The sequence below is a fragment of the Aeromonas sp. FDAARGOS 1404 genome, from assembly GCF_019047085.1.
Classification (GTDB): domain Bacteria; phylum Pseudomonadota; class Gammaproteobacteria; order Enterobacterales; family Aeromonadaceae; genus Aeromonas; species Aeromonas veronii.
The window spans coordinates 2,688,204-2,711,007 of sequence record NZ_CP077237.1 but is presented as its reverse complement, the minus strand read 5'-3'; the positions used below and the strand labels follow the sequence as shown (position 1 = coordinate 2,711,007).

Sequence of the window (22,804 nt, the reverse complement as noted above, 5' to 3'; positions counted from 1 at the left end):
CAAGGCACTGCCTCGCATCCGTCCGAAAGCCTGTGGATCAGGGCACATTGAACACCTCTATCTTGTGGTTGAAGGTGACCGACTCCCCCTTGCGCTCGAACACAAAACGCATACCAAACTCCCCTTCGGCGTTAAACGCCGAGGTTTCTCTATAGAAGGTGCCTATGCGAAGGGAATCCGCCATCAACACGCCCTGTGCAGGTAAGGATGCCCCAATGGGCGCGGTAGCGCGGGTCAGCGTGTTTCCTTCCACACAGTAACGTACCTGCTGGTTGGCAAAGTAGACCCGGCTGCCAGGAGAGAGGCCAGTCAGACTCTCGGTGCTGGTATAGCGGATAGTTTGCGCTCCGGATACGGGCGTCAGCACATCGGTAACCCTGGCTACACAACGGCCATAATCGCAGCCTGCCGTGAGCGAACCGACTTTTTTGTCCGGCACGGGGAAGACGATCAGCTGATCATCTTTTTTGACGGCAGTGGCATCCACATCCAGCGGATTGGCAGCAGAAGCCGGGGTCGCCATCACCAGCTCAAGGGTGGCCGTGCTCCCCGACATGGCGCGGTTAAGTGCCAGATAGCGGCTCGAGGTGCTGATGGGCCAGAACCGCAAACAGGCGCCGGTGTCGACCCATGTCCCGCCAGTCGTCTCGATCCGCTCCGATCCCGGCACCGCATCGCGCAGTTCGCGGTTAAGCCGCTCCATGGCGAAGCGGGCATCGCTCATCAGCTGCTCGCGGCTGCTGGCATCGCCATAAATCTGGGTACCGATACCGATAAACTGGCTGGTAAAGGTCGCCATTATCCCGAGCAGCAGGATAACCATCACCAGCTCGACCAGGGTAAAGCCACGATTACCCTGAGGTTTACGGTCGGTTCGATTGGCCGCCAGGCGTAATCGAACGCCGGAAGTGGTTACAGGCGCGGACATTCGGACAGGCAAGCAACACCCGACAGCGGAGCGATCCATCAGTAATTACCCCGATAAAAAGAGAAGTCGAGCACGCTCTGATCCGGTAGCTTGATCTGCAGATCAATGCGCTTGCCCACAGAGCAGGGGGCGACACAACTCTTGAAGGTGCCGTCGCTGAAATCGGCTCCACTCACCGCAATTTTCACCTGATAGTTGCGATACTCCTCGCTGCTGACACCCACCTCAGGTTGGGTCAGCGTGTTGGCATCCACCCAATTACCTGCGGTATCGAAATCATCCACATCGTTATAGGCATAGGATGCGGGCTCGCCATCCGGGCCATAACTGGTGGAGCAGGAAGAGATGGTCACCCCTGCCACCTGCTCGCCACAACGATAACGACCACCGTTATGATCCGAATGTTCATCAAACGACTTTTGCAGGATCTCGCCAGTCAGACGCTGAGCCAACTGGGCGGCACGCACCTGCTGCACCGGATCCACCGCCTGCGGCGCCTGATTGATGAGTAACCCCAATATGCCGGTCAAGGCCACCGCCAGCAGCACTATGCCGACGATCAGCTCAATCAGGGTGAAACCACGCTTAAGGGATCTCATGAATAAACCCCTCGGATTCAATCTTGATACGGCTGGTTTCACGACCATCGGTGACTTGCAGCTCGCAGCCACCGGCGCAGCTACCAAGCGGGCGGCCCATCTGATCGAAGCGGAGTACGAAACTTTTGTTGCTGTTCAGGGAAAGAGTGATTCCGTCAGAGGCGGTCACCAACCGACCACGGGTGTGCTGATTAGCATTCCAGCTCGATATGGCCGCAGGATTATCACATGGGGATTCTGTGCTGTGGCCAAATTGGCCAGATTCAACAAGTAGTGAGGTACAACGATTGGCCGGTTCGTGCATATTGACGGTCTGTACCAGCCGCAGCCGGGTCAGCAGTTCGTCACGTACGGTTTGAGTTTCAAAGCCGCCTTTGCCCAGCCATTTGGGCACGGCAAAGGCGGCTAGAATCCCGAGTAACAGGATCACCATTACGAGCTCGATAAGGGTAAAGCCTCGTATTTTGGACACTGATACTCCGACTAAAAATGGGAGGGTTTCCCCTCCCCAAAATGTTTTATTTACCGCAATCAGTGGCTACAGCAATGCTTGGTGCACTTCCAGCAGCACCAGGTTGAGTGTAAGTGACCGAGCACTTGCCATTGGCTTGATCATTAGGCTTGAAAGTACCAGGAGTACCTGACACAACAGCCCAACCGTCCAGAGTAACAGTCTTGTCAACATCAGTAGTGGTTGGATAACCATAAATAGTGTTAACAGTGGTACCTGCAATTGAGACAGCCCCTGAAGTTGACTCAATTCCTTGAATAGCGGCTTTGCTATAAACCATTTGTGAAGCACTCTGCAGAGATGCTTTAACTCCATCAGCAGCTGCTTTACGAGCATCATCCTGCAGATTCAGGAACTTGGGTGCAGCGGTGACCGCCAGAATACCCAGAATGATGATCACGATAACCAGTTCGATCAGGGTAAAACCCGCCTGTTTTTTCATTTCACTTTCCTCTGTCAGTTAATATTGGTGGTCACCTGACCGGACGCCGGACGGTAACTGAAACTCATAAATGCATCAGTCTTGCCTTGCGGATCCTGATACTTGCCATCACTGCCCTTACTCAAACTATTGACCAAATAGTAACGGCAGACCGAATCCAGTCCATTACTGCTCACTGTGGCATAGTATTTCAGGTCATTGCCGCTACCGCGTACTTCATTGAAGCTGGCCGTAGCCTTGGGCGGGTTTTGCAGTAACCCCTCCCAAATATTGAGACAACGTTCGGCGGTCAGATTGGCCGGATCCACATCGGGATTACCGCTGGCAACGGTATCCATGGGATAGCCGGGCGACAGCTCGCCGTTAGTGATCTGGGTATCGGTCGGAGTGGTCAGATAGAAACGACTACCGTCATAAAGCACGGTGTTGAGGCTGTCCTGTTTGGCGCGACCTTCCGCCTCCCATTGCGCCCGCACCAGTGAAACGCCGGTAGCAAAACCGCCAGAGACCCCTTCCACGCTAGCCTTTTTCGCTTCGTCAGTCACATCGAGAAAGCGCGGCAGTGCAGTCACCGCCAGGATCCCCAGGATCACGATAACGATCACCAGCTCAATGAGGGAAAAGCCGGCAGACCGTCTTCGCATCCCGTTTTTCGGCATTGTTGGTGCCATTGGTTTCATTGTCATGCTCCCTCCGTAATGCCCCGCATTATTTCATGCAGGCCCAAAAAAATCATGTAGTTGGGTCATATGATTAGCTTCATTCAAGGCTTTTTCATCACCCGCCCGTCAGAAAACTGATAAACCAGCCAATAACCATCCCACCCCATCTCGCAACCACTGCCATCGGGGCGGGCCAGAACTTGCAGGGGAGGCATGCCCCCCTTCGTCTCACCCATCAGTGCCAGCCACAACTGACGGCAATTTTCCGAAGGGGATTGCAGCGGCACCAGCCCCAAGGGCCAACCCCGGGCGTCAAACTGCCACCCCTTGCCAGAGACATGCAGAGTCTGCGGGCGCCGCTCATCGAGCCAAATGCCGTGCAAACGCTGTGCCCGCTCGGCAAATTGCTCCCCCAGCAAGGTGAGAGTGAGCTGCTGCGCCTCTTCCCGGTGGCCCTGATAGCTACGCACCAACGTAGCAACAATCACCATCAACAGGATGATCACGGCGATCCGCCTATATCCGGTCAGCCAGCGATCATCCTGCTGCGTCTGTCTGTTCATCCAGCCTTCGACCCCACCGATCACTTGCCTCTTACGGCTCGCATCATGTCCCACATTGGCGTGAAGATACCCAGCGCCAGGATCAACACCATTACTGCCACGATCCCGATCAGGATCGGCTCGATGCGGGCGGTGAGACTCTTGAGGTCATAATCCACCTCGCGCTCGTAATACTCGGCCGCTTCGTGCAGCAGGTCATCGACCTGACCGGTCTCCTCCCCCACGGCGATCATCTGCATCACCAGCGGGGTGAACAGGCCGCTGCTGCTGGCGGTGCGAAGCAGGCTCTCGCCCCGCTCGATACCGGCGCGCATATCCCGCACCCGCCCCGCCATATAAGCGTTATCCACCGCATCGGCCACCAGGGTCAGCGCCGTGTTTAGCGGCACCCCGGCCTTGAGCATCATGGAAAAACTGCGGGCAAAACGGGCCAGCAGGGAGCGCTCTATGATGGTGCCGACGATCGGCAACTTGAGCTGCCAGCGGTGCCAGGTCAGCTTGCCCTTGGTGGTGGCGACCCAGCGGCGCCAACCGAACACCATCCCCGCCAGAATGGCGAGCAGCAGCCACCAGTAGTTGACAAAAAAGTGCGAGGTGGCGAGCAGAATGCGGGTCGCCAGCGGCAACTCCACCCCGAATTTGGCGAACATGCCAGCAAACACCGGGATCACCATGATATTAAGGATCACCATGGCGATACCGATGGCGATCATCACGAAGCTGGGGTAGCGCATGGCGGTCTTGATCCGCTTGCGAGTCTCCAGCTCCAGCTCGAAATAGTTGGCGAGCTGCAAGAAGGCCTCTTCCAGCTGACCTGTGTTCTCACCCACATGGATGATGGCGACAAACAGGCTGCTGAACACCTTGGGGTGCGCCTGCATCGAGCTGGAGAGCGGGCGACCGTTGCCAAGATCTTCCCCCAGAGAGTGAAGCGCCCGCTTGAGCGGCTTGCTGTGAGTGCTCTCCTCCAGCCCGGCAATGGCGCGCAGGATCGGGATCCCAGCCCGGGTCAGGGCATACATCTGACGGCTGAAGATCACCAGCTCGTCCAGCTTGACGCTCCCTTCCAGCAACAATGACCAGTCGATGGCTGCGGATTTGGCCTTGCCCGGTTTGAGCTCGGTGGGCATCACGCCACGGCGCATCAGCTGTTCGGCGGCCGCCATCTCGTTGGCCGCTTCGACCACGCCACTGGTGGCGTTGCCCTGGCCGTCACGCCCCTTGTAGGCAAAGTTAGCCATCGCTTACCCCAAATCCTCGGCCAGTCGCAGCACCTCATCCACCGAGGTGATCCCCTGACGGGCATAATCGAGGGCAGTGAGGGCCAGCGGCCGGTAGTGTTCATGTTGCCGGGCCGCTTTGGCGAACCCTTCCGCATCGTTGCGGCGCAAGGCATCCATCATCGGCTGATCCAGCTCCAGCAGCTCGTAGACCCCGATCCGGCCGGAATAACCGGTAAAGTTGCAGCTCTGGCAACCCCGGCCCTTGTGATAGGTATGCTGGCCAAGCGCCTCGCCGGAGAGCACGGTGAGCCAGGTGGCCTGCCCTTCGTCGGGCGCCCTCTCCTCGACGCAGTGCTCACATACCCGCCGCACCAGCCGCTGGGCGACTACCGCCCGCAGGGCGCTCGCCACCAGATAGCCGGGCGCCCCCATGTCGATAAGGCGCAAGGCACTGGTCACCGCATCGTTGGTGTGCAGTGTGGTCAGCACCAGGTGACCTGTGATGGCGCCACGCAAGCCGATCTCAACCGTTTCGTTGTCCCGCATCTCCCCCACCAGCAGGATGTCCGGATCCTGACGCAGGGTGGAGCGCAGCACGTTGGAGAAGGTGAGGCCGATCTTGGGGTTGACCTGCACCTGATTGACGCGGGAGAGACGATACTCCACCGGGTCTTCTACCGTGATGATCTTGTTGCTGGACTGGTTGAGCTCGGAGAGGGCGCCATAGAGGGTGGTGGTCTTGCCGCTACCGGTCGGGCCGGTCACCAGGATCATCCCGTGTGGCCGTTTGAGCTGGCGACGGAAACGGGTCAAGATCTCAGGCGGCATGCCGGTCTCGGTCAGCGACAGGATGCCGGAGGATTGATCCAGCAGACGCATCACCACAGACTCGCCATACTGCACCGGCATGGTGGACATCCGCACATCCACATCGCGACCACGCACCTTCATATTGAAACGGCCATCCTGCGGCAAGCGCTTCTCGGAGATATCGAGCCCAGCCACCAGCTTGAGGCGCAGCACCAGCGCCTGGGCGATGCGCACCTCGTTGAGGATATTCTCGTGGAGGATGCCGTCGATCCGCTGGCGAATCCGCAGCACCTTCTCGTCCGGCTCGATGTGGATATCCGACGCCCCTACCTGCACCGCATCCTCAAACAGGGAGCGCAGCAGCTTGGCCACCGTCGCCTCCCCCTCGTCGTTAGCCCCCAGATTGCTGGAGCCCAGCTCGAAGCCGGAGTCCTGATACTCCTCCTGCAGCTGTTCGGCGAAACTCTCAATCTCGCGGGTACGGCGATAGAGGCGATCGAAATATTCCAGCAGCTGCCCTTCCCGCGCCACCGCCAACACCATGATGCGCGGGCTGAGCAGGGCGGCGACGGCATCAAGTGCGCTCAGATCGGCCGGATCCGACATCGCCACCGTCACCTTGTCGTCGGTAAGGTTGACCGCCAGCGCCCGATAGCGACGCGCCTGCACTTCGGGCAGCAGCGGCACCGCGGCGGCGTCGATGGTGAGGTTGTTAAGATCGAAGAAGGGCACATCCAGCTGGCGGGCAAGGAACTGCAACAGCTGCACCTCGCTGATAAAGCCGAGGTCGATGAGAGTGGTGCCCAGCTTGCGGCCGGTCTGACGCTGCTGCTGCAGGGCAAGCTGCAGCTGATCATCAGAGATGATCTGCTCTTGTACCAGCAGGTCGCCGAGGCGCATTTTCAGTCTGGGTTGTGCCATGTTTGCTCCGATCTCTGTTACTTCACACCCGTTGCCGCATCCGATTAGGCTTAGCTAATCGAACCTGCTGTTTATCAAGGGGTTAGTTGACCAATTCGTTGTTCCAGCCAGTTGGTCGACGCCTCGCCGAGGTTGCCGTGCAGCAGGGCGTTGCGATAGGCATCGAGCGCCCGTTGGCTGTGACCCTGGCCATCCTCGGCCACACCGAGGCCAAGCCACCAGCGGCCCTGATCCGGCTGCTGACGCAGCAGCTTCACATAGAGCGCCGCCGCATCGGCATTCTGGCCCAGCTCCTGAGTCAGCCCGGCCCAGGTGGCGTAGTAGTCCATGTTGCTGGCGAGATCTGGCTGATAACCGGACAGCCAGCCAAGCGCTTGCTGCTGCTGCCCCTCGCTGATGGCAAGGCGGGCCAGTAGCAGACGAAAATCGGCCTGTTGGGGATCGAGCCGGATCCCCTCCTCCAGTAGCTGACGTGCCTCGGTCAGGCGGCCCTCGCCGTAGAGCAACCCCGCCAGCTGCTCGCGCGCCCCCTGGTTATAGGGATCGTGGGCCAGCACCTGATAGTAGTTGTCCTGCGCATCCCGCAGGCTTCCCTTGGCCATGGCGGTAGTCGCCTTGCGCTCCGCCAGTGCCGCCAGCTCCTTGGCCGACAGCTCCACCGTCTCGATCTTCAATACGCTCGGTTTGCGCGGCGCGCTGGCGACTGCCTGCTGCTCTGCCGCCAGTTCGGCGTAAAGCTCGGGCTGCAGCTCTTCATCGGTCGGCTCGGACTCGTCAACATCGCTGGAGGCATCAAAGGGCGCCCCATAGGCCGTGTCGCCCGATTCACTCACCCCTGCCTCATCATTCACCTCGTCCTGACTTGGCAACGGCAGCGCGGCCGCCACCTCGACCGACTCGGGCGGGCTGACTGGCGCGGCGGCCCTTGCCACCACATCGGGGGCGATCACTTCACTGGCAGCCGTCACGGTATGGGTCTGCTGCCAGTAGATCCAGGTTCGCCAACCGAGGATCCCCAGTGCCAGACCGCAGATCAGGGTCAGCAGCAACATCCACCATCCCTGCTGACGCGCAGGGGCAATATAGACGGCAGCGCCATCGGATCCTTGCTGACGCTGATCCAGATCTTTCAGCATCTGGTTGATGACGCTCATGGCCAGACTCCATAAGCCAGGGCGCACCCCAGCAACAGTAACAGGGGCCACCAGCGCCGTGGTGCAAAGCGGCTGGCATCGTCGGTATCGCGAATGGCGAGCCGTACCAGATGGCTATCGATCTGGCGCACACCCTGACCATAGGCCAGCATCAAGCACTTCTGCGCCAGGATATTGATCAGTCTCGGGATCCCTCGCGATGCGCGCCACAACAGGCGCATGGCGCGACCTGCAAACAGCGGTGCCCCGCGGTAACCGGAGACCTGCAATCTGTGCTCCAGATAGGCGCGAGTCTCGTCAAAACGCAGCGGCCGCAGGCAGTAGGAGAAGCCAATCCGCTGGCGCAGTTGGCGTAGATGCGGCTTGCCCAGTCTGGTATCCAGCTCCGGCTGGCCGAACAGCACGATCTGCAGCAGCTTGCTCGATTCGGTCTCGAGATTGCCGAACAGGCGGATCGCCTCCAGCGTCTCGTCCGGCAGCGCTTGCGCCTCGTCGAGCAGCACCACCACCCGGCTGCCCTGCTGGTGCAGGCTGATCAGGTGACGATGGATACGATCGGTCAGATCCAGCTCGCTCTGATCCCGTACCGCCAACCCCAGCTCCAGCGCCAGCGCGATACGCAGCTCGGCCGGAGTGAGATGGGGATTGGGCAACCAGGCAAGCCGCACCGGACGGGCTTCCGAACCCAGCTCGCTGAGCAGCTTGCGGCAGAGCAGGGTCTTGCCTGTACCCACCTCGCCGGTCACCTTGATAAAGCCCTCCCCCTGCGCCAGCGCCCAGTTGAGCACCTGCAGCGCCTCTTCGTGAGGCGGCAGGCCGTAGTAGAAGCCGGTATTGGGGGTGAGGCTGAACGGCGCCTCCTGCAGGCCGAAGTGGGTCAGGTACATGGGACCTCACCTGCCACGACAAGCAAGCCGCCTGTGCTGGCAAGGCAGCACAGGCCGTTCGGGATAAGGGTGACCGCATCTGGTGTCATGGGTCAGCCCTTGGCCGGATACCACTTGTCGAGCAGCTCGGAGGAGCGTTGCAGCTCGTTTTGCCAGGTATCTTTCTCCACCACGGTCGGTTTGAGCATGATCACCAGCTCCACCTTCTTGGTGCTCTCGCGGCGGTTGGTAAAGGCTTCACCCACCCAGGGAATATCCCCCAGCAGCGGCACCTTGCTGACGATCTCCTGCTTGTCGGTCTTCATCAGACCGCCGATAACGATGATGTCACCGTTATTGGCCTGCACCACGGTATCGGATTCGCGGATCGAGCTCTTGGCGAGCGGCAGTTGCAACTTGCCACCCGAGGTACCCATGTCGATCACCTTGTTTTGCTCTTCGGTATCGATAACCGAGGGATGGATATGCAGCAGCACCTTCCCCTCTTCATCGATCTGCGGCGTTACGTCCAGCGCTATACCGGAGAAGAAGGGGGTCAGCTCCACGTTAGGTGTCTTGTCTGTGCCCGTCGAGGTAGTGGTAATGGTGGTGGACGCATTGGTGACGTAATACTCGTCCGTCCCCACCTTGATCACCGCTTTCTGGTTGTTGGTTGCGGTGACACGGGGACTGGAGAGGGTATTCACATCGCCCTGGGTCTTGAGCAGGTTGACCGCCACATTGAAGTTGCCATCAGAGATCTTGAAACCGGCGCCGCCGCCCAGCGCACTGAAGATCTGGTTGGGGGTGCTGGGCAGCTGAGTATTGGCAAGCGACTGGCCACCGGTAATCCCCTTGTTGCCATCCCAACTGGCGGAGAGACCGCTCCAGTCGACCCCCTGTTCATACCCTTCGTTGAGGGCAACTTCGATGATCCGCGCCTCCAGCACCACCTGCCGCTTGAGGTGACTCTCGGACTGGGTCAGGAATTCACGCACCGCCTTGAGCTCTTTCGGGTAGGCGCGAATGGTGACCAGACCTGCCTGCGGGCTGGTGATCACGGCGCGACCGTCACCCGTGCCAATCAGGGTCTGCAGGGAGTCGCGCAGATCGGTCCAGTAGTCGCTGTTGGTGTCGGTTTCGATACGGGTGCCGTTGTTGTTGTCACCGCTCGAGTTGTTGCTGGTTGAGCTGTTGCTGCCGCTGTTGTTGTTCGATGCATTGTCAAAACTGCTGTCGCTGCTGTTATTGCTGTCATTGGCCGTCACCCCGCCGGTGCTGACCGAGGTGCGGGAGAGGCCACGACGGGACATCATCAGGTAGTTGACCGGGATGGTTTCGGTGCGCAGACCCGCCGGATAGATATGGAAGACATTGCCCTTGCGCTGCACGTCGAAGCCGTACATGTCGCCCACCACCGCCAGCACTTCCGGCAGAGTCACATCCTTGAGCTCGACGGAGACCAGCCCGGCCACCCCGGGGTGCACCGCCACGCTGTAGCGGGAGCCCTTGAACAGGGAACCGAAAAACTCCACCGCCTCCACGTCGTGAGCCGCGATACGCAGCCGCTTCTCCGGCATGCCGACCGGTATCTGCGGCCGGTTCAACTGCAGCAATTCACTTTGCACCGATTTGGGCAAGGCGGTCAGAGGGGCAGCCTGTTTCTGCTGTTCGTTCATGGCCTGTTTGAGGGCATCCTTCGCCTGGGTCGGCTCGGGGTGCTGATACGTGGTACAGCCTGCAGCCATCATGGCCACGGTGATCAGACAGAGACGGTGTTTTTTCATGTAATTAGGGCACCCTGACTTGCAATTAAACTCGATAAAGCCGATTCACCTCTCGAGAGGCAAGCACGACTCAAACCCGGATCTTGCTGGCAAACAGTGTTACCGCATGGCGTTTTCCCGCCTTTTCCAGCACCACGGCATCGGCATTGATGGCCACCAGCGTATAGCCGTCCACCTGTTGCCCGACCCGATAACTCTTGCCATTGAGTACCGCCAGTGCCGGGCCATTGCCCAGCACCACACTCTGCAGCTTCGGCAAACCGGCGCTGCTCTCGCCGGTCGCACGGGCGCCAACCGCCACATCCGCCAGTGGCGCGGTGGGATCCTGCAATACCTCGACCTGCTCCGCCTGTACCAGCAAACTGAACAGGCAACAGCACAACGCAAATACTCTAGCCACGGATAAACTCCTTGCTGGTACTCAGGGTGTAGATCTCCATCTCCACCACCGCGCCGGGATAGGCTTTGACCTGATAGTCGAACTGCTTCCAGTAAAAGTGCCGCGGCAAGGCTTCCAGCGCTTTAAGATATTGATACACATCGAAATAGCCGCCTTCAAGCTGAAGCCGGATACCGTGCTTGTAGAGATTGACCTTCTGCTCTCCCGCCATCAGCGGGGTCGGCTCCAGCGAACTGAGGGCCAGCATGTGAAGGTTGGCGGAGCGGGAGAGCAGCGCCTCCAGCACCAGCGGCATCTCGTGCGCCGGGATCAGATCGACGGTCTGGGCCTTCAGCTCATCGTCGATCCGGGCCAGATCCGCCTCGACTTGCGCCAGCTGGTCGCGAACTCCCTGATTGGGATCCCGCTTGAGCCGGGCCTGTTTGCCGAGGTTTTCCAGCTCCATGATCTCGAGGTCGCGCTCGGCGGCGCTCAGGGCCATGCGATCCTGCTGCAGGCGGGTATCGGCGCCATCGAGCCAGCCGTAGAGTCCGGCCGCGCCCAGCAGCACCAGACCAGTCAGCAGGATCAACACCCGCTCCCGCTGGCTCAACACGGCGATACGCTGGCCCCATGCCTGCCATTGTGCTTTCAGGTTCATCAGGGTTTCTCCCGCGCAATGCCGCTCAACTGGAAGGTCAGACGGCCCTCCTTGTCACGACTCAGGGTCAGTTCACCAAACTCCTTGCCTACCAGACTCGGGGTCTGCTTGAAGCGGTTGACCCAGGCCGGTACATCCTGACTGCGTCCGGCAAAGCCGGAGAGGTTGATCCGCCCTTCGTTGATCTCGATGCGCTGCAACGAGAGGTTGCTGTTGCGAATGCGGGAGAGATCCGCCATCACGCTGGCATAGCCCTGGGATTTTTGCAGGGTCAGGCTGCCCAATTGGCGCATCAGCCCCTGCTTGGCCGTCAGCTCATCCTGCATGTTGACCAGTTGCTGTTGCAGCCGGGGATCCGCCTGATGGCGCGCCAACTCGGCATCGAGCCGCTGCGCCTCGCTGCGCTTGAGTTCCAGCTCGGCAGAGCGCTGCGCCAGCGCCCGGTTGACCTGCTGCTGTTGCCAGCTGTAACCGACACCCGTCAACAGGATCAGCAGCAGCGCAAAGCCCCATACCAGCGCCATCTGATTGAGGCTGGCCCACTGCCGCTTGGGGCGAAACTCGGCGCCATAGAGGTTTATCTGACGTTTCATCACGCATCCTCCCCGATGGCGGCTGCGTAGGCCGAGAGGTATTCGACGCCAGCCAAGACCGCCTTGTTGGCCATGGCGGAGACGGCAAAGCCGAAGGTCTGCTCCATGTGGCGCACCAGGGTACCGATAAAGGGCGAGGCGACGGCAAACTGCATCTGCCCCAGCTCGGGCAATTTCAGCTGGCCCGCCAGATAGTCGAGGGAGCGCTGGATCTCCAGCGCCAGTGAATCGAGCAGCATGCTATCCGGCTCATGTTCGCCAGTCAGGCTGGTAAAACCGCGCAGCTGGCGGGAGAAGCAAAGCCCGCCCTGATGGAAGACCAGCAGTTGCAGATCCTGCCCCTTGGGCTGCCACAGCAGCATGCGCACCGTCTCGTCAGCGTCATAGAGAGAGGTCAGCGCCAATTCGTCGCTGATGATGGATTGCAGGGTGGCGATGCCGTTGATGGCATCGGCCAGCTGTTGCACCCGGCTCTTGGGCAGGCAGATCACATTGATGCGCGGACGACCGGCAGGCGGGGTGGGCAAGTCCACATAATCCATCGCCAGTTGCAGCACGGGTTCGCTGACATAGTCCTTGATGGCCCAGGGAAGCGCCCCCGCCATCTCGGCGTCAGGCACGGCAGGCTTGTCGATCTGGATCTGTTGATAAAGGCTGGCGGCGAGGGCCACCCGCACCGTAGACTTGGCCAGCCCATGACGGCTGAACAGCTCGTTCATGGCCACTGCCCACTCCTGTGGGCCGTTGATGGTGCGCGTCGCGAAGACGGGGGGATTGCCCACCGCAGCCAGCATGATCCTGTCATTGGCCAGCAAGAGCCCGACCTGGCGGCTTGGCGTCGACCGTCTGAACAGTTGTTTCATGTAAGCCCGCCCATCAATAGTGATTAAATGTATGAAATATTAACATAAACAGCAGATTAGCCTCCAGATTAAAAGACGGACTCACCATTGCAAGCCAACCTTTCCGCCGAGTCAGAGGGTCAAGCCATCCTCCCTTCCCCCCTGCAACGCCTCCACCATCCGTTGCTGACCCGCTATGGCGTCGAGCTGTGGTGCAAGCGGGATGACCTGATCCATCCGGCCATCTCCGGCAACAAGTGGCGCAAGCTAAAGTACCACCTGCTGCATGCCAAAGAGCACGGCAAACGGCATCTGCTCTCGTTTGGCGGCGCCTACTCCAATCATATCCACGCGCTGGCGGCAGCGGGGTGCCAATCTGGTCTTCGTACTACCGGTATCATACGGGGCGAATATGACGCCGTCAGTAACTCTACCCTGCGGGATGCCCGGCACTGGGGCATGGATCTCGTTTTCGTCGACCGCCAGAGTTACCGGCGACGGCAGGATCCCGACTGGCTGGCCCAATTCGATGCCCCCGATACCCTGATCGTGCCGGAAGGGGGTAGCAGCCCGCTGGCCATCCCCGGGGTGGCGGAACTGGTCGGCGAAGTGCCCTTCTCGCCGGATCTCTGGGTACTGCCCTGCGCCAGCGGCGGCACTCTGGCGGGCCTGATCGCCGGCAAACGGGATCGGGAGCAGATCCTCGCCATTGCGGTACTGAAAGGAGGCGGCTTTATCGCTGACGAGGTGTGTCGCCTCCATCCCGCGGCGGCCCATATCCCCGGCTGGCGCATCGCGCTCGATCACCACGACGGTGGCTACGCCAAATTCAGCCCGGCCCTCTGGCAGTGGGTACAGGATTTCAGCGCCACGACCGATCTGCCCCTTGAGCCTATCTACAGCGGCAAGGCGATGTGGGGGCTGTTTCGCGAGCTGGCGGCAGGCCGTATCGCCCCCGGCAGCAAAATCGTCTTTATCCACACCGGCGGCATGCAAGGGCTCGCCGGGCTGCGGGAGCAGGGGCGACTGTGATCCCTGACTTACGGCAACCGCAAACAACAGAGGGTCGCCCCAAGGCGACCCTCTGTTGTTTATCTCAATCACCAGCCGGTTCCAGCACCAGACGCTGGGGCTCGGCAAACCAGGGCCCCTGCCCGGCATGCACCCCGAGGTGGCGCAGCATCTTCCACTCGTCGCCACTCTCCACCCCCACTGCCAGCACCCGGGTGCGAGTATTGGCACAACCGCCTACCAGACTGCGCACCGCCATCTGGTTGACCTGACGGGCATGGATCTCCCGCACCAGGCTGGGGTGCAGCTTGAGGAAGTTGATCTCGAACTCCTTGATGTACTGGGTGCTCACCACATCCTGACCGGCATGATCGATGGCCAGCTGGCAACCCAGCATCCGCAAGGAGCGCAGCGGCCGCTTGAGCGCCTCGAAGTGGCGGGTCACCTGGGATTCGGAGAGTTGCAGGATCAACCGCTCGTTGGTGCTGCGCGGCAGCTGGAACAGGGCGAAGAAGAGCCAGCGCTGGAACTCGCGGTTGAGCAGGCTCTGGGCACTGAGGGTCAGGCTGATGGGGCAGCTCTGCTCGGATCGTTGGCGCAGCAGGGCGAGAGTGCGCTCCGCCACCAGCCGATCCAGTTGCAGCAACAAGCCCACCTTCTCCGCCATCGGCATGAAGATCCCCGCCTGCAGGGCACGCCCCTGCTCGTCGTGCAGATAGGTGAGCAGCTCCTGCTGCAACACCACCTGCCCCCGATCCTGCTGGATCGGCTGGGTGTAAAATTCGATGCCGTGCTCTTCGAGACGGCGGCTGATCAGGGTGCGCCAGCGTACTGTCCCCTTGCTGCTCTGCTCCTCATCCAGCTGCTTCTCGTAAAGGAACCAGCCGTTGTGCCCTTGCAGACGGGCGCTCTTGAGGGCCAGCTCCGCCTCCTCCTGCACCTTGAGCAGGCTGTCTTGTGCCTGATAACAGACGGCGCCGAGATAGACCGCAGTCTCCGGATTGACCTCCTGCGGCCAATGCAGCCGTTGCAGGCTCTTGAGCAGTTGGCTGGCGCTATCCACCATCTCGCTCTCGGACATATTGGGCAGCAGCACCGCAAAGACCTGACCGGCATAGCGAGCCTGCAGGGCACCGTTGTGTTTGCGCACGAAGGCACCGATGGTGGCGCTCGCCTCCATCATCAAATCGTGCCCCAGCAACTCGAACTGATCGGCCTCCAGCTCCTCCAGACAGGCGAGATCGATCAGCAGCACGCCGCCGCTCATCACACTCGCCTCCATGATGGCGCTCTCCAGCCGGTTGTCGAAAAACAGCCGGTTGCCGATGCCGGTCATCTTGTCGACGAAGGCGTTACTGCGAATGAAGTTGTCGAAGCGGCTGCGCTCCTTGCGGGCATCCGCCAGCTCGGCGAGCAGATGATCGAGGGCCTGACTGGCGGCCACCGGCCACTCTTCGCCGGGGTCATGACTCAGTTTGGAGAGCTTGTCATCGAGGATCAGCTGGGCGCGAATGCCCAGCAGCTCGGCCCCGCGCAACTGCTGGCGCAGCCAGCGGATGGAGTACCAGAGACCGAACACCACGATAAAGATGCCCAGCGAGATGCCGGACATCGCCTTGATGGAGTATTCCGCCTCCTTGAAGGGGCGCTCCAGTTTGAAGTTGGCCTGCATACCGGCCTGATGGGGCAGCGGGTGGCTGTATGGCACCAGCAGCTGTTCGTCGACCGGATTGCGCACATCGCGGAACCAGTAGACCCGCTGGTTATTCTGACGCACCTCCAGCTCTACCACATGGGCAGCCCGCAGCAGAGTGGGCAGCCAGTGGCTCATATCTTCCATGTCGTGAGCAACATCGAGCTGCTTGTCGATCACCTCGACCAGCGCATCCACCTTCTTTTGCTGCAACTCCATGCCCAGCTCGCGAAAGCTGAACACCCCGCCAATCAGCACGGTCGCCATGGCTGCGATCACGCAAAGGGTGATAAATGAGACAAGCTGTGTAGTGAGTTTCATGCGCCTTTCCGTATGCCCAGCATCATCCATGTCGCCTCATGGTAGCAGCGGCGATCGGGCCACAGCTATGGATGAAGATCCCGCTTCTGCAATTTAAGCGGGCAAGCATAACCCAAAGCAGAGGCAGAATACCAAGGATGACGGGCTACAGATGCGGGACAGGGCGGGATGACAGACAGAAAAATGGTCCCTCAAAGGGGACCAAAAGGAACACTCATATCAAAACTAACACTCTGTGCTACTGACAAAAAACAGATACAGGAGTATTGAACACACGGTGAGTCAAACCGCAGGGCTACTCTAATGCAGTTCGGATAAGCTGAGCAATTGTCATTTATGACAGGTCAGCGATTGAATCTAGCCAAAGTTAATAATAAACACATTTAAAATCATGCAGTTAAAAAATCAATCAACAAGTGTGACAAGTCGGACTCAAATTGATTGCACTAATGCTCTATGATGGCAAAGTCCATTTGTGTCTCATGAAACTGGCAGGTACTTCCTTTGCGTAAATCACCCGTCTGGATCGCTCTGTTGCTGTTCGTCCTGCCTGTCGTGGGCAGCCAGTTTCTCGGCCTGTGGTTTGCCAAGCCGATGACCTTTCATCTGCTGAAAGAGAAGGTTGCCGAGCTCAGGGGGGCCATGGCAGAACGCCACCGGGAGCTGGATGCCGCCATCAACAACCAGCTGGCACGATTTGAGTTCAACTGCGGCGCCAAAGACATGGAGCTGCTGCGCGATCCGCGCTTCTACAGCACTCATATCCGCCTGCAGGGGTTGGAACTCGCCTCCGGCAACAGCTGTTCCAGCCTGGGGGTGGGGATCCCGCTGATCAAGGAACTCCAAGACAGCGGGCAGAAGTTCGGCAAACTGGGGGTCGCTGCCACCGTAGCTAAATACAATACCGAGCAGGAGCTGGTGGCCTATTACCGAACCGGCGGCAACCTCGCCTACTGGGTGCTGGATAACAGCTGGAGCCACGACCTGCTGCAACACCCCTGTAGCCACTGCTTCTATCTGGAGTTCAGTCGACAGGATACCGATGCAAGCACAGTCCACTTTCCCCGTGGCGACAAGGAGATCAAACAGGAAGAGAGCAATATCAGCTTGAGTTTCTTCGATCCCAATGAACTCACCAAACAGACGGTCTGGGCGGGAAAAGCGCTGGAGCAATATGCCTATGACCAACTCAATCACTACGGTCTCTGGTTCGGTATCGCGCTCGGAGCCCTGTTAAGCGTCACATACTGGCTGCTGCGCAGCTATCGGCGCTCTCTCAAAGGACTGCTGCAAACAGGATTGATACGCAAGGAATTTATTCCCCTCTACCAGCCGATAGTGGATGCTCGTACCCACCAAGTGGTGGGATTCGAGGCGCTGCTGCGCTGGCAGCGGGGAAACGAGCTGATCCCCCCGGGCACCTTTATCGAATATGCAGAGGAGCAGGGACTGATCCTGCCGATGACCGAACAGTTGCTGGAGCAGGTGATCACTGACCTGCCGCAGCTGGCACCGGAGCAGTGGGTCAGCGTCAATCTGGTGGCGGCCCATATCGAGCAGCCCCTGCTGCGCACCCTGCTCGCTCACAGCCAAAACCCCTCACCCACCCGGCTCACCTTCGAGCTGACGGAGCGCAAGCCGATCCTCGACATCAAGGCGGCCACCGAGGAGATCACCCTGCTGCAACAGATGGGGTATCACTTCAAGCTGGATGATTTTGGTACCGGCTACGGCGGCTTTGCCTACCTGCAGAGCCTGGGGATCCGCCAGATCAAGATCGACAAGATGTTCGTCGATACCATAGGCACCAACGACCTCAAGCGCAGCGTACTGGATGCCATCATCGTCTTCGGTCGGGAATCGGGCATGGAGATGATCGCCGAAGGGGTCGAGAGCCAGTTGCAGGTCGACTATCTGAGCCAGCACGGCGTCTATCTGATCCAGGGCTACTTCTTCGGCAAGCCCATGCCGCTGAAGATACTGACCCACTGGCAACGGGAGTGGCAGTTGCAACACCAGAAGGCCAGCTAACGCAGATATGGCAGGATCTGGCCGCGAAACAGTTTGGCCAGCGGCTCGACATCATCAGGTTGATGCTGGCGGTAGCGCTCCGACCATCAGGCGGGTAAATCCCCCTACTGGCCTTAGCCCGGCGCCATGGTGAAGTCGAACCGCCTCCTGCCACCCCTTATTTACATTCAGCAACAAAATGATCTGCCCTGACGGGGATAACAACCTTTATCATAAGGAGCCGGTTATTGCGCAACCGATAACCGTGCAGCCTGTTTATGTCATCCGGTCGTCAAGACCCCCAATAGAGAACCATTGCCTATGAAGACAGTTATCCGGCAAGAGATTGCCCTGCCCGTTGGCCTGCTGACCCTGCTCTTTTTCAAGACCCTGGGCAGTGACCTGCTGACAGAGACAACTCCGCTCGGGATCTATCTTCCTGTTTCGGCGGCACTATTGGCCATCGTCACCTGGGCCATCTTCTCGGTGGTGCGCCACTCCGATGCCCTCGCCATCAAGCTGGGCGAACCCTTCGGCACCCTGATCCTCACCCTCTCGGTCATCTCGCTGGAGGTGGTGATGATCTCCTCGGTGATGCTGACCGGTGAACCCAACCCCACCATGGCCCGCGATACCATGTTTGCGGTAGTGATGCTGGTGAGTACCGGTCTGGTGGGCTTCACCCTGCTGTTTGGCGGCTGGCGCTACCACACCCAGAGCTTCAATCTGGACGGGGTCAAATCCTATCTGGTGGCCATCATCCCGCTGGCCCTGCTCTGTCTGGTGCTGCCCAACTTCACCGAGGGTGGTGCAATCGGCAGTATGTCGCGCGCCATGTCGTGGATGCTGATCATCATCTCGATCCTGCTCTACGGGGTCTTTCTGCTGATCCAGACCCGCAGCCACAGCCACTTCTTCGTCGACAGCGATCATGAGGATTATGAGGAGCACCACGGCCCGCTGCAGAGCAACGTCTATCACACCATCCTGCTGCTCGCCTACCTGCTGGTGGTGATCCTGCTGGCCAAGACCCTGGCCATCCCCATCAACTACGGGGTGCATGTGATGGAAGCACCCGCTGCACTGGGCGGATTTATCGTCGCCTGCATCGTGCTGGCCCCCGAAGCAGTCGGCGCCATCAAGGCCGCCTTCAACAACCAGCTGCAGCGGGCAATGAACCTCTACTTCGGCTCGGTGTTGGCCACCATCGCCCTCACCGTGCCTGCCGTGCTCTTTATCGGCTCCATGCTGGGTCAAGAGGTGCGCCTCGGCCTCTCCCCCGCCGATATGGTACTGCTGGTCACGACCTTGATGGTCTGTAAAGTGACCTTCAGCAGCGGCCGCACCAATGTGCTCCATGGTGCGACCCATCTGGTGTTGTTCGTGGTCTATCTGTTCCTGATGTTCGAACACGAATAACCGCGTTCAGCCAACGTCAGACACGCCAAGACCGCCCGATTGGGCGGTCTTTTGTTATCTGCTCCCGGCTGTCACCGGCGCCTGTGAAGCGGCTTCCCCCTCATCCCCAACCCTTCTCCCGCCAGGAGAGAAGGGGGATCAAGGCTTACAGACTGGGCAGCACCCCGGCCGGGATCAGGTCGTTGTAGCTGGCACGGCCCAGCAGGGCGGCGGCAGCTTCGATATCCGGCGCGAAGTACCTGTCCTTGTCGTAGAAGCTCACCTCTGCCCGCAGTCGTCCCTTGGCCAGCTCGATCAGCTCGGTACTGCGCAGCGGCGCGCGAAAATCGAGCCCCTGTGCCGCCGCCAGCAGTTCAACTGCCAGAATGCCGCGGGTGTTCTCGGCCATATCGGCAAGCCGGCGGCCAGCGAAGGTCGCCATGGAGACGTGATCCTCCTGATTGGCCGACGTAGGCAGGCTATCCACCGAGGCGGGATGAGCCAGAGTCTTGTTCTCGGAGGCGAGCGCCGCCGAGGTGACCTGAGCGATCATAAAGCCCGAATTCACTCCACCGTTGTTGACCAGAAACGCCGGCAGACCGGACATCCGCGAGTCGATCAGCAGCGCCATTCGCCGCTCTGAGAGGGAACCTATCTCGGCAATAGCCAGCGCCAGATTGTCGGCGGCGAAGGCCACCGGTTCTGCGTGGAAGTTGCCACCGGAGAGGATCTCCTCGTCATCGGCAAACACCAGCGGGTTGTCGGAGACCGAGTTGGCTTCGCACACCAGCACCTCGGCCGCCTGACGGATCTGGGTCAGACAGGCCCCCATCACCTGCGGCTGGCAGCGCAATGAGTAGGGATCCTGCACCTTCTCGCAGTTGTGGTGGGACATGCCGATCTCGCTGAGATCCCCCAGCAGATGGCGATAGCAGGCAGCGGCATCAATCTGGCCACGCTGACCGCGTACCGCGTGAATGCGGGCATCGAACGGGCGGCGGCTGCCAAGGGCAGCCTCCACGCTCATGGCTCCGATGGTGATGGCTCCGGCGAACAGATCCTCGGCGTGGAACAGCCCCTCCAGCGCGAAGGCGGTGCTCGCCTGGGTGCCGTTGAGCAGCGCCAGCCCCTCTTTCGGTGCCAGCGCGATGGGCTCAAGCCCGGCGATCCGCAACGCTTCGCAGGCATCGATCTCGCGCCCGTCGTGACGAGCCTTGCCTTCACCGATCAGCAGGCAGCTCATATGGGCCAGCGGCGCCAGATCGCCGGAGGCGCCGACGGAGCCCTTCTTCGGCACCAGCGGATAGACCTCGGCGTTGACCAGCTTCATCAGCGCCTCCAGCACCTCCAGCCGGATGCCGGAGAAGCCACGCGCCAGCGAGTTAAGCTTGAGCACCATCATCAACCGAACGGTGGCGTCATCCATATAGGTGCCGATGCCCGCAGCGTGGGAGAGCACGATGGATCGCTGCAGCTCGTCGAGCTGATCCACCGGAATGCGGGTGTTGGCCAGCAGGCCAAAGCCGGTGTTGATGCCGTACACCACACGTCCCTGCTCGATCACCCGGGAGACAGTGGCGGCAGAGGCGTGGATCGCCGGCAACGCCGCCGGATCCAGTGCAATATGTACCGGCTCGCGGCTGACGCGGCGCAGGGTGGCAAGATCCAGCTCGCCCGGGGTAATAGTCAATTCAAACATGGTGTTACACCTTTCCTTTGACACCGTTGGCGCCGTCAATCATCGGCAGATCCAGTTTCGCCTCGCGGGCACAGTTGATGGCAATCTCGTAGCCCGCATCGGCGTGACGCATCACCCCGGTGGCAGGGTCGTTGCGCAGCACGCGACCGACCCGCTTGGCGGCATCATCGGAACCGTCGCAGACAATCACCACACCGGAGTGCTGGGAGAAGCCCATGCCGACCCCGCCGCCGTGGTGCAGCGACACCCAGGTCGCGCCGCCAGCGGTGTTGAGCAGGGCGTTGAGCAGCGGCCAGTCGGAGACGGCATCGGAGCCATCCATCATCGACTCGGTCTCGCGGTTCGGGCTCGCCACCGAGCCGGAATCCAGATGGTCGCGGCCAATGACGATGGGGGCTTTCAGCTCGCCGTTTTTCACCATCTCGTTGAAGGCCAGACCGAGGCGTACCCGATCCTTGACCCCAACCCAGCAGATCCGCGCCGGCAGCCCCTGAAACGCGATGCGCTCGCGGGCCATGTCGAGCCAGTTGTGCAGGTGAGGATCATCGGGGATCAGCTCTTTCACCTTCTGATCGGTCTTGTAGATATCTTCCGGATCACCGGAGAGGGCCACCCAGCGGAACGGGCCTATCCCCTCGCAGAACAGCGGGCGGATATAGGCGGGGACGAAGCCGGGGAAGTCGAAGGCATTCGCAACCCCCTCCTCAAGCGCCATCTGACGGATGTTGTTGCCGTAATCCAGAGTCGCCGCACCGCGAGCCTGCAGGGTCAGCATCGCCTCCACCTGACGGGCCATGGAGCGACGAGCGGCCAGATTCACCTCCTGCGGGGCGCTCTGCTGCAGCTCGCGCCACTTGGCAACGCTCCAACCCTGTGGCAGATAGCCGTGGATCGGGTCGTGAGCAGAGGTCTGGTCGGTTACCACGTCCGGGGTGATGCCACGGGCCACCAGTTCGGCGAACACGTCGGCAGCGTTGCCGAGCAGGCCGACGGAGACGGCGCTGCCGCTCTGTTTGGCCTCTTCAATCATGGCCAGCGCCTCATCCAGAGTGTGGGCCTTCTTGTCCACATAACGGGTGCGCAGACGAAAATCGATGCGGGTCTCGTCGCACTCCACGGCGATCATCGAGAAACCGGCCATGGTGGCGGCCAGCGGCTGGGCACCGCCCATGCCGCCGAGACCACCGGTCAGGATCCAGCGCCCTTTGGGTTCACCGTTGAAGTGCTGGTTGGCCACCGCGAAGAAGGTCTCGTAGGTGCCCTGTACGATCCCCTGGGTGCCGATGTAGATCCACGAACCCGCGGTCATCTGGCCGTACATCATCAGGCCCTTCTTATCGAGCTCGTTGAAGTGCTCCCAGTTGGCCCAGTGCGGCACCAGATTGGAGTTGGCGATCAGCACCCGGGGCGCATCCTTGTGGGTCTGGAACACCCCGACCGGCTTGCCGGATTGCACCAGCAGGGTCTGATCCTCCTCGAGCCGGGTCAGCACCTCGACGATCTTGTCAAAGCAGGCCCAGTTGCGGGCAGCGCGACCGATGCCGCCATAGACCACCAGCGACTGGGGATGCTCGGCCACGTCGGGGTCCAGGTTGTTCATCAGCATCCGCAGCGGCGCTTCGGTGAGCCAACTCTTGGCGGTCAGTTCAGTGCCGCGCGGGGCACGGATCACGCGGTTCGGATCATGACGGGGATCCTGCTGTTGCACAGACATACACACTCCTTGTTGTA

Annotated in this window: 21 protein-coding genes; 3 read left to right on the top strand and 18 right to left on the bottom strand. The window is 60.4% G+C overall.

Annotation, left to right across the window (positions count from 1 at the left end):
- Positions 1-37: 37 nt before the first annotated feature.
- The 15 genes from I6L34_RS12625 to I6L34_RS12555 form a co-directional block, all read right to left on the bottom strand.
- Positions 38-928 carry a PilW family protein gene (locus I6L34_RS12625; RefSeq protein ID WP_075116153.1) on the bottom strand — a complete coding sequence of 297 codons (891 nt, stop codon included), beginning with the start codon at positions 926-928 and terminating at the stop codon, positions 38-40.
- A gap of 38 nt (positions 929-966) precedes the next feature.
- The gene (locus I6L34_RS12620; protein WP_075116154.1) at positions 967-1,527 is read right to left on the bottom strand and encodes a prepilin-type N-terminal cleavage/methylation domain-containing protein; all 561 of its coding nucleotides are present in this window, start codon (positions 1,525-1,527) and stop codon (positions 967-969) included.
- Positions 1,514-1,960: a hypothetical protein gene (locus I6L34_RS12615; protein WP_050547840.1), complete on the bottom strand. Its 447-nt coding sequence runs from the start codon at positions 1,958-1,960 to the stop codon at positions 1,514-1,516. The genes I6L34_RS12620 and I6L34_RS12615 overlap by 14 nt, the downstream gene beginning before the upstream one ends.
- A gap of 85 nt (positions 1,961-2,045) precedes the next feature.
- The gene (locus I6L34_RS12610) at positions 2,046-2,480 is read right to left on the bottom strand and encodes a prepilin-type N-terminal cleavage/methylation domain-containing protein (protein ID WP_042032245.1); all 435 of its coding nucleotides are present in this window, start codon (positions 2,478-2,480) and stop codon (positions 2,046-2,048) included.
- 14 nt (positions 2,481-2,494) lie between these two features.
- Complete coding sequence (locus I6L34_RS12605; protein WP_058056303.1) at positions 2,495-3,166, bottom strand: prepilin-type N-terminal cleavage/methylation domain-containing protein; 672 nt, start codon at positions 3,164-3,166, stop codon at positions 2,495-2,497.
- 77 nt (positions 3,167-3,243) lie between these two features.
- Positions 3,244-3,705 (bottom strand): hypothetical protein, encoded by a 462-nt coding sequence (locus tag I6L34_RS12600; protein WP_058056357.1) that lies wholly within the window; start codon positions 3,703-3,705, stop codon positions 3,244-3,246.
- Between the two features lie 20 nt (positions 3,706-3,725).
- Positions 3,726-4,946, bottom strand: coding sequence for a type II secretion system F family protein (locus I6L34_RS12595; protein ID WP_216954785.1), 1,221 nt, complete (start codon positions 4,944-4,946; stop codon positions 3,726-3,728).
- A gap of 3 nt (positions 4,947-4,949) precedes the next feature.
- Positions 4,950-6,659 carry an MSHA fimbrial ATPase MshE gene (mshE, locus tag I6L34_RS12590; protein WP_216954784.1) on the bottom strand — a complete coding sequence of 570 codons (1,710 nt, stop codon included), beginning with the start codon at positions 6,657-6,659 and terminating at the stop codon, positions 4,950-4,952.
- Positions 6,660-6,733: 74 nt separating this feature from the next.
- The gene (locus I6L34_RS12585) at positions 6,734-7,813 is read right to left on the bottom strand and encodes a tetratricopeptide repeat protein (RefSeq protein ID WP_058056300.1); all 1,080 of its coding nucleotides are present in this window, start codon (positions 7,811-7,813) and stop codon (positions 6,734-6,736) included.
- Positions 7,810-8,700 (bottom strand): ExeA family protein, encoded by an 891-nt coding sequence (locus tag I6L34_RS12580; RefSeq protein WP_075116156.1) that lies wholly within the window; start codon positions 8,698-8,700, stop codon positions 7,810-7,812. The genes I6L34_RS12585 and I6L34_RS12580 overlap by 4 nt, the downstream gene beginning before the upstream one ends.
- Before the next feature lie 92 nt (positions 8,701-8,792).
- Entirely contained in the window at positions 8,793-10,466 is a 1,674-nt protein-coding gene (gene mshL, locus I6L34_RS12575; protein ID WP_216954783.1) for a pilus (MSHA type) biogenesis protein MshL, read from the bottom strand.
- A 70-nt stretch (positions 10,467-10,536) separates the two neighbouring features.
- Positions 10,537-10,866, bottom strand: coding sequence for an MSHA biogenesis protein MshK (locus I6L34_RS12570; RefSeq protein WP_005342886.1), 330 nt, complete (start codon positions 10,864-10,866; stop codon positions 10,537-10,539).
- On the bottom strand, positions 10,859-11,506 hold the full coding sequence (locus I6L34_RS12565; protein ID WP_005340017.1) for a hypothetical protein: 648 nt from the start codon (positions 11,504-11,506) through the stop codon (positions 10,859-10,861). The genes I6L34_RS12570 and I6L34_RS12565 overlap by 8 nt, the downstream gene beginning before the upstream one ends.
- A complete protein-coding gene (locus I6L34_RS12560; RefSeq protein WP_216954782.1) occupies positions 11,506-12,099 on the bottom strand; it encodes a PilN domain-containing protein in 594 nt (197 codons plus the stop codon). Before I6L34_RS12560 ends, I6L34_RS12565 begins: the two co-directional genes overlap by 1 nt.
- Positions 12,099-12,962, bottom strand: coding sequence for a hypothetical protein (locus I6L34_RS12555; RefSeq protein ID WP_005340015.1), 864 nt, complete (start codon positions 12,960-12,962; stop codon positions 12,099-12,101). Before I6L34_RS12555 ends, I6L34_RS12560 begins: the two co-directional genes overlap by 1 nt.
- Before the next feature lie 87 nt (positions 12,963-13,049).
- Here I6L34_RS12555 and I6L34_RS12550 point away from each other — a divergent pair, with 87 nt between their 5' ends.
- Entirely contained in the window at positions 13,050-13,973 is a 924-nt protein-coding gene (locus I6L34_RS12550; protein ID WP_216954781.1) for a 1-aminocyclopropane-1-carboxylate deaminase/D-cysteine desulfhydrase, read from the top strand.
- A 64-nt stretch (positions 13,974-14,037) separates the two neighbouring features.
- On the opposite strand, the gene I6L34_RS12545 is transcribed toward I6L34_RS12550, so the two are convergent.
- Positions 14,038-15,966, bottom strand: a complete 1,929-nt coding sequence (locus tag I6L34_RS12545) for an EAL domain-containing protein (RefSeq protein WP_058056293.1) — start codon at positions 15,964-15,966, stop codon at positions 14,038-14,040.
- 504 nt (positions 15,967-16,470) lie between these two features.
- Here I6L34_RS12545 and I6L34_RS12540 point away from each other — a divergent pair.
- Both I6L34_RS12540 and I6L34_RS12535 read left to right on the top strand, forming a co-directional pair.
- Positions 16,471-17,997, top strand: coding sequence for an EAL domain-containing protein (locus I6L34_RS12540; RefSeq protein WP_216954780.1), 1,527 nt, complete (start codon positions 16,471-16,473; stop codon positions 17,995-17,997).
- A gap of 300 nt (positions 17,998-18,297) precedes the next feature.
- Complete coding sequence (locus I6L34_RS12535; protein WP_040069504.1) at positions 18,298-19,395, top strand: calcium:proton antiporter; 1,098 nt, start codon at positions 18,298-18,300, stop codon at positions 19,393-19,395.
- 145 nt (positions 19,396-19,540) lie between these two features.
- On the opposite strand, the gene hutH is transcribed toward I6L34_RS12535, so the two are convergent.
- Together hutH and hutU are read right to left on the bottom strand one after the other, a co-directional pair.
- On the bottom strand, positions 19,541-21,073 hold the full coding sequence (gene hutH, locus I6L34_RS12530) for a histidine ammonia-lyase (protein ID WP_216954779.1): 1,533 nt from the start codon (positions 21,071-21,073) through the stop codon (positions 19,541-19,543).
- A 4-nt stretch (positions 21,074-21,077) separates the two neighbouring features.
- Positions 21,078-22,787, bottom strand: coding sequence for a urocanate hydratase (hutU, locus tag I6L34_RS12525; RefSeq protein WP_216954778.1), 1,710 nt, complete (start codon positions 22,785-22,787; stop codon positions 21,078-21,080).
- Positions 22,788-22,804: the final 17 nt, after the last annotated feature.

What these genes read in the sequence shown, in the direction of transcription:
- I6L34_RS12625 (WP_075116153.1), bottom strand. Translation starts at nt 928, where the DNA reads ATGTCCGCGCCTGTAACCACTTCCGGCGTTCGATTACGCCTGGCGGCC.
- hutH (WP_216954779.1), bottom strand. Translation starts at nt 21,073, where the DNA reads ATGTTTGAATTGACTATTACCCCGGGCGAGCTGGATCTTGCCACCCTG.
- I6L34_RS12565 (WP_005340017.1), bottom strand. Translation starts at nt 11,506, where the DNA reads ATGAACCTGAAAGCACAATGGCAGGCATGGGGCCAGCGTATCGCCGTG.
- I6L34_RS12600 (WP_058056357.1), bottom strand. Translation starts at nt 3,705, where the DNA reads ATGAACAGACAGACGCAGCAGGATGATCGCTGGCTGACCGGATATAGG.
- I6L34_RS12535 (WP_040069504.1), top strand. Translation starts at nt 18,298, where the DNA reads ATGAAGACAGTTATCCGGCAAGAGATTGCCCTGCCCGTTGGCCTGCTG.
- I6L34_RS12615 (WP_050547840.1), bottom strand. Translation starts at nt 1,960, where the DNA reads ATGGTGATCCTGTTACTCGGGATTCTAGCCGCCTTTGCCGTGCCCAAA.
- I6L34_RS12605 (WP_058056303.1), bottom strand. Translation starts at nt 3,166, where the DNA reads ATGACAATGAAACCAATGGCACCAACAATGCCGAAAAACGGGATGCGA.
- I6L34_RS12595 (WP_216954785.1), bottom strand. Translation starts at nt 4,946, where the DNA reads ATGGCTAACTTTGCCTACAAGGGGCGTGACGGCCAGGGCAACGCCACC.
- I6L34_RS12560 (WP_216954782.1), bottom strand. Translation starts at nt 12,099, where the DNA reads ATGAAACGTCAGATAAACCTCTATGGCGCCGAGTTTCGCCCCAAGCGG.
- I6L34_RS12610 (WP_042032245.1), bottom strand. Translation starts at nt 2,480, where the DNA reads ATGAAAAAACAGGCGGGTTTTACCCTGATCGAACTGGTTATCGTGATC.
- mshL (WP_216954783.1), bottom strand. Translation starts at nt 10,466, where the DNA reads ATGAAAAAACACCGTCTCTGTCTGATCACCGTGGCCATGATGGCTGCA.
- I6L34_RS12620 (WP_075116154.1), bottom strand. Translation starts at nt 1,527, where the DNA reads ATGAGATCCCTTAAGCGTGGTTTCACCCTGATTGAGCTGATCGTCGGC.
- I6L34_RS12555 (WP_005340015.1), bottom strand. Translation starts at nt 12,962, where the DNA reads ATGAAACAACTGTTCAGACGGTCGACGCCAAGCCGCCAGGTCGGGCTC.
- mshE (WP_216954784.1), bottom strand. Translation starts at nt 6,659, where the DNA reads ATGGCACAACCCAGACTGAAAATGCGCCTCGGCGACCTGCTGGTACAA.
- hutU (WP_216954778.1), bottom strand. Translation starts at nt 22,787, where the DNA reads ATGTCTGTGCAACAGCAGGATCCCCGTCATGATCCGAACCGCGTGATC.
- I6L34_RS12545 (WP_058056293.1), bottom strand. Translation starts at nt 15,966, where the DNA reads ATGAAACTCACTACACAGCTTGTCTCATTTATCACCCTTTGCGTGATC.
- I6L34_RS12585 (WP_058056300.1), bottom strand. Translation starts at nt 7,813, where the DNA reads ATGAGCGTCATCAACCAGATGCTGAAAGATCTGGATCAGCGTCAGCAA.
- I6L34_RS12580 (WP_075116156.1), bottom strand. Translation starts at nt 8,700, where the DNA reads ATGTACCTGACCCACTTCGGCCTGCAGGAGGCGCCGTTCAGCCTCACC.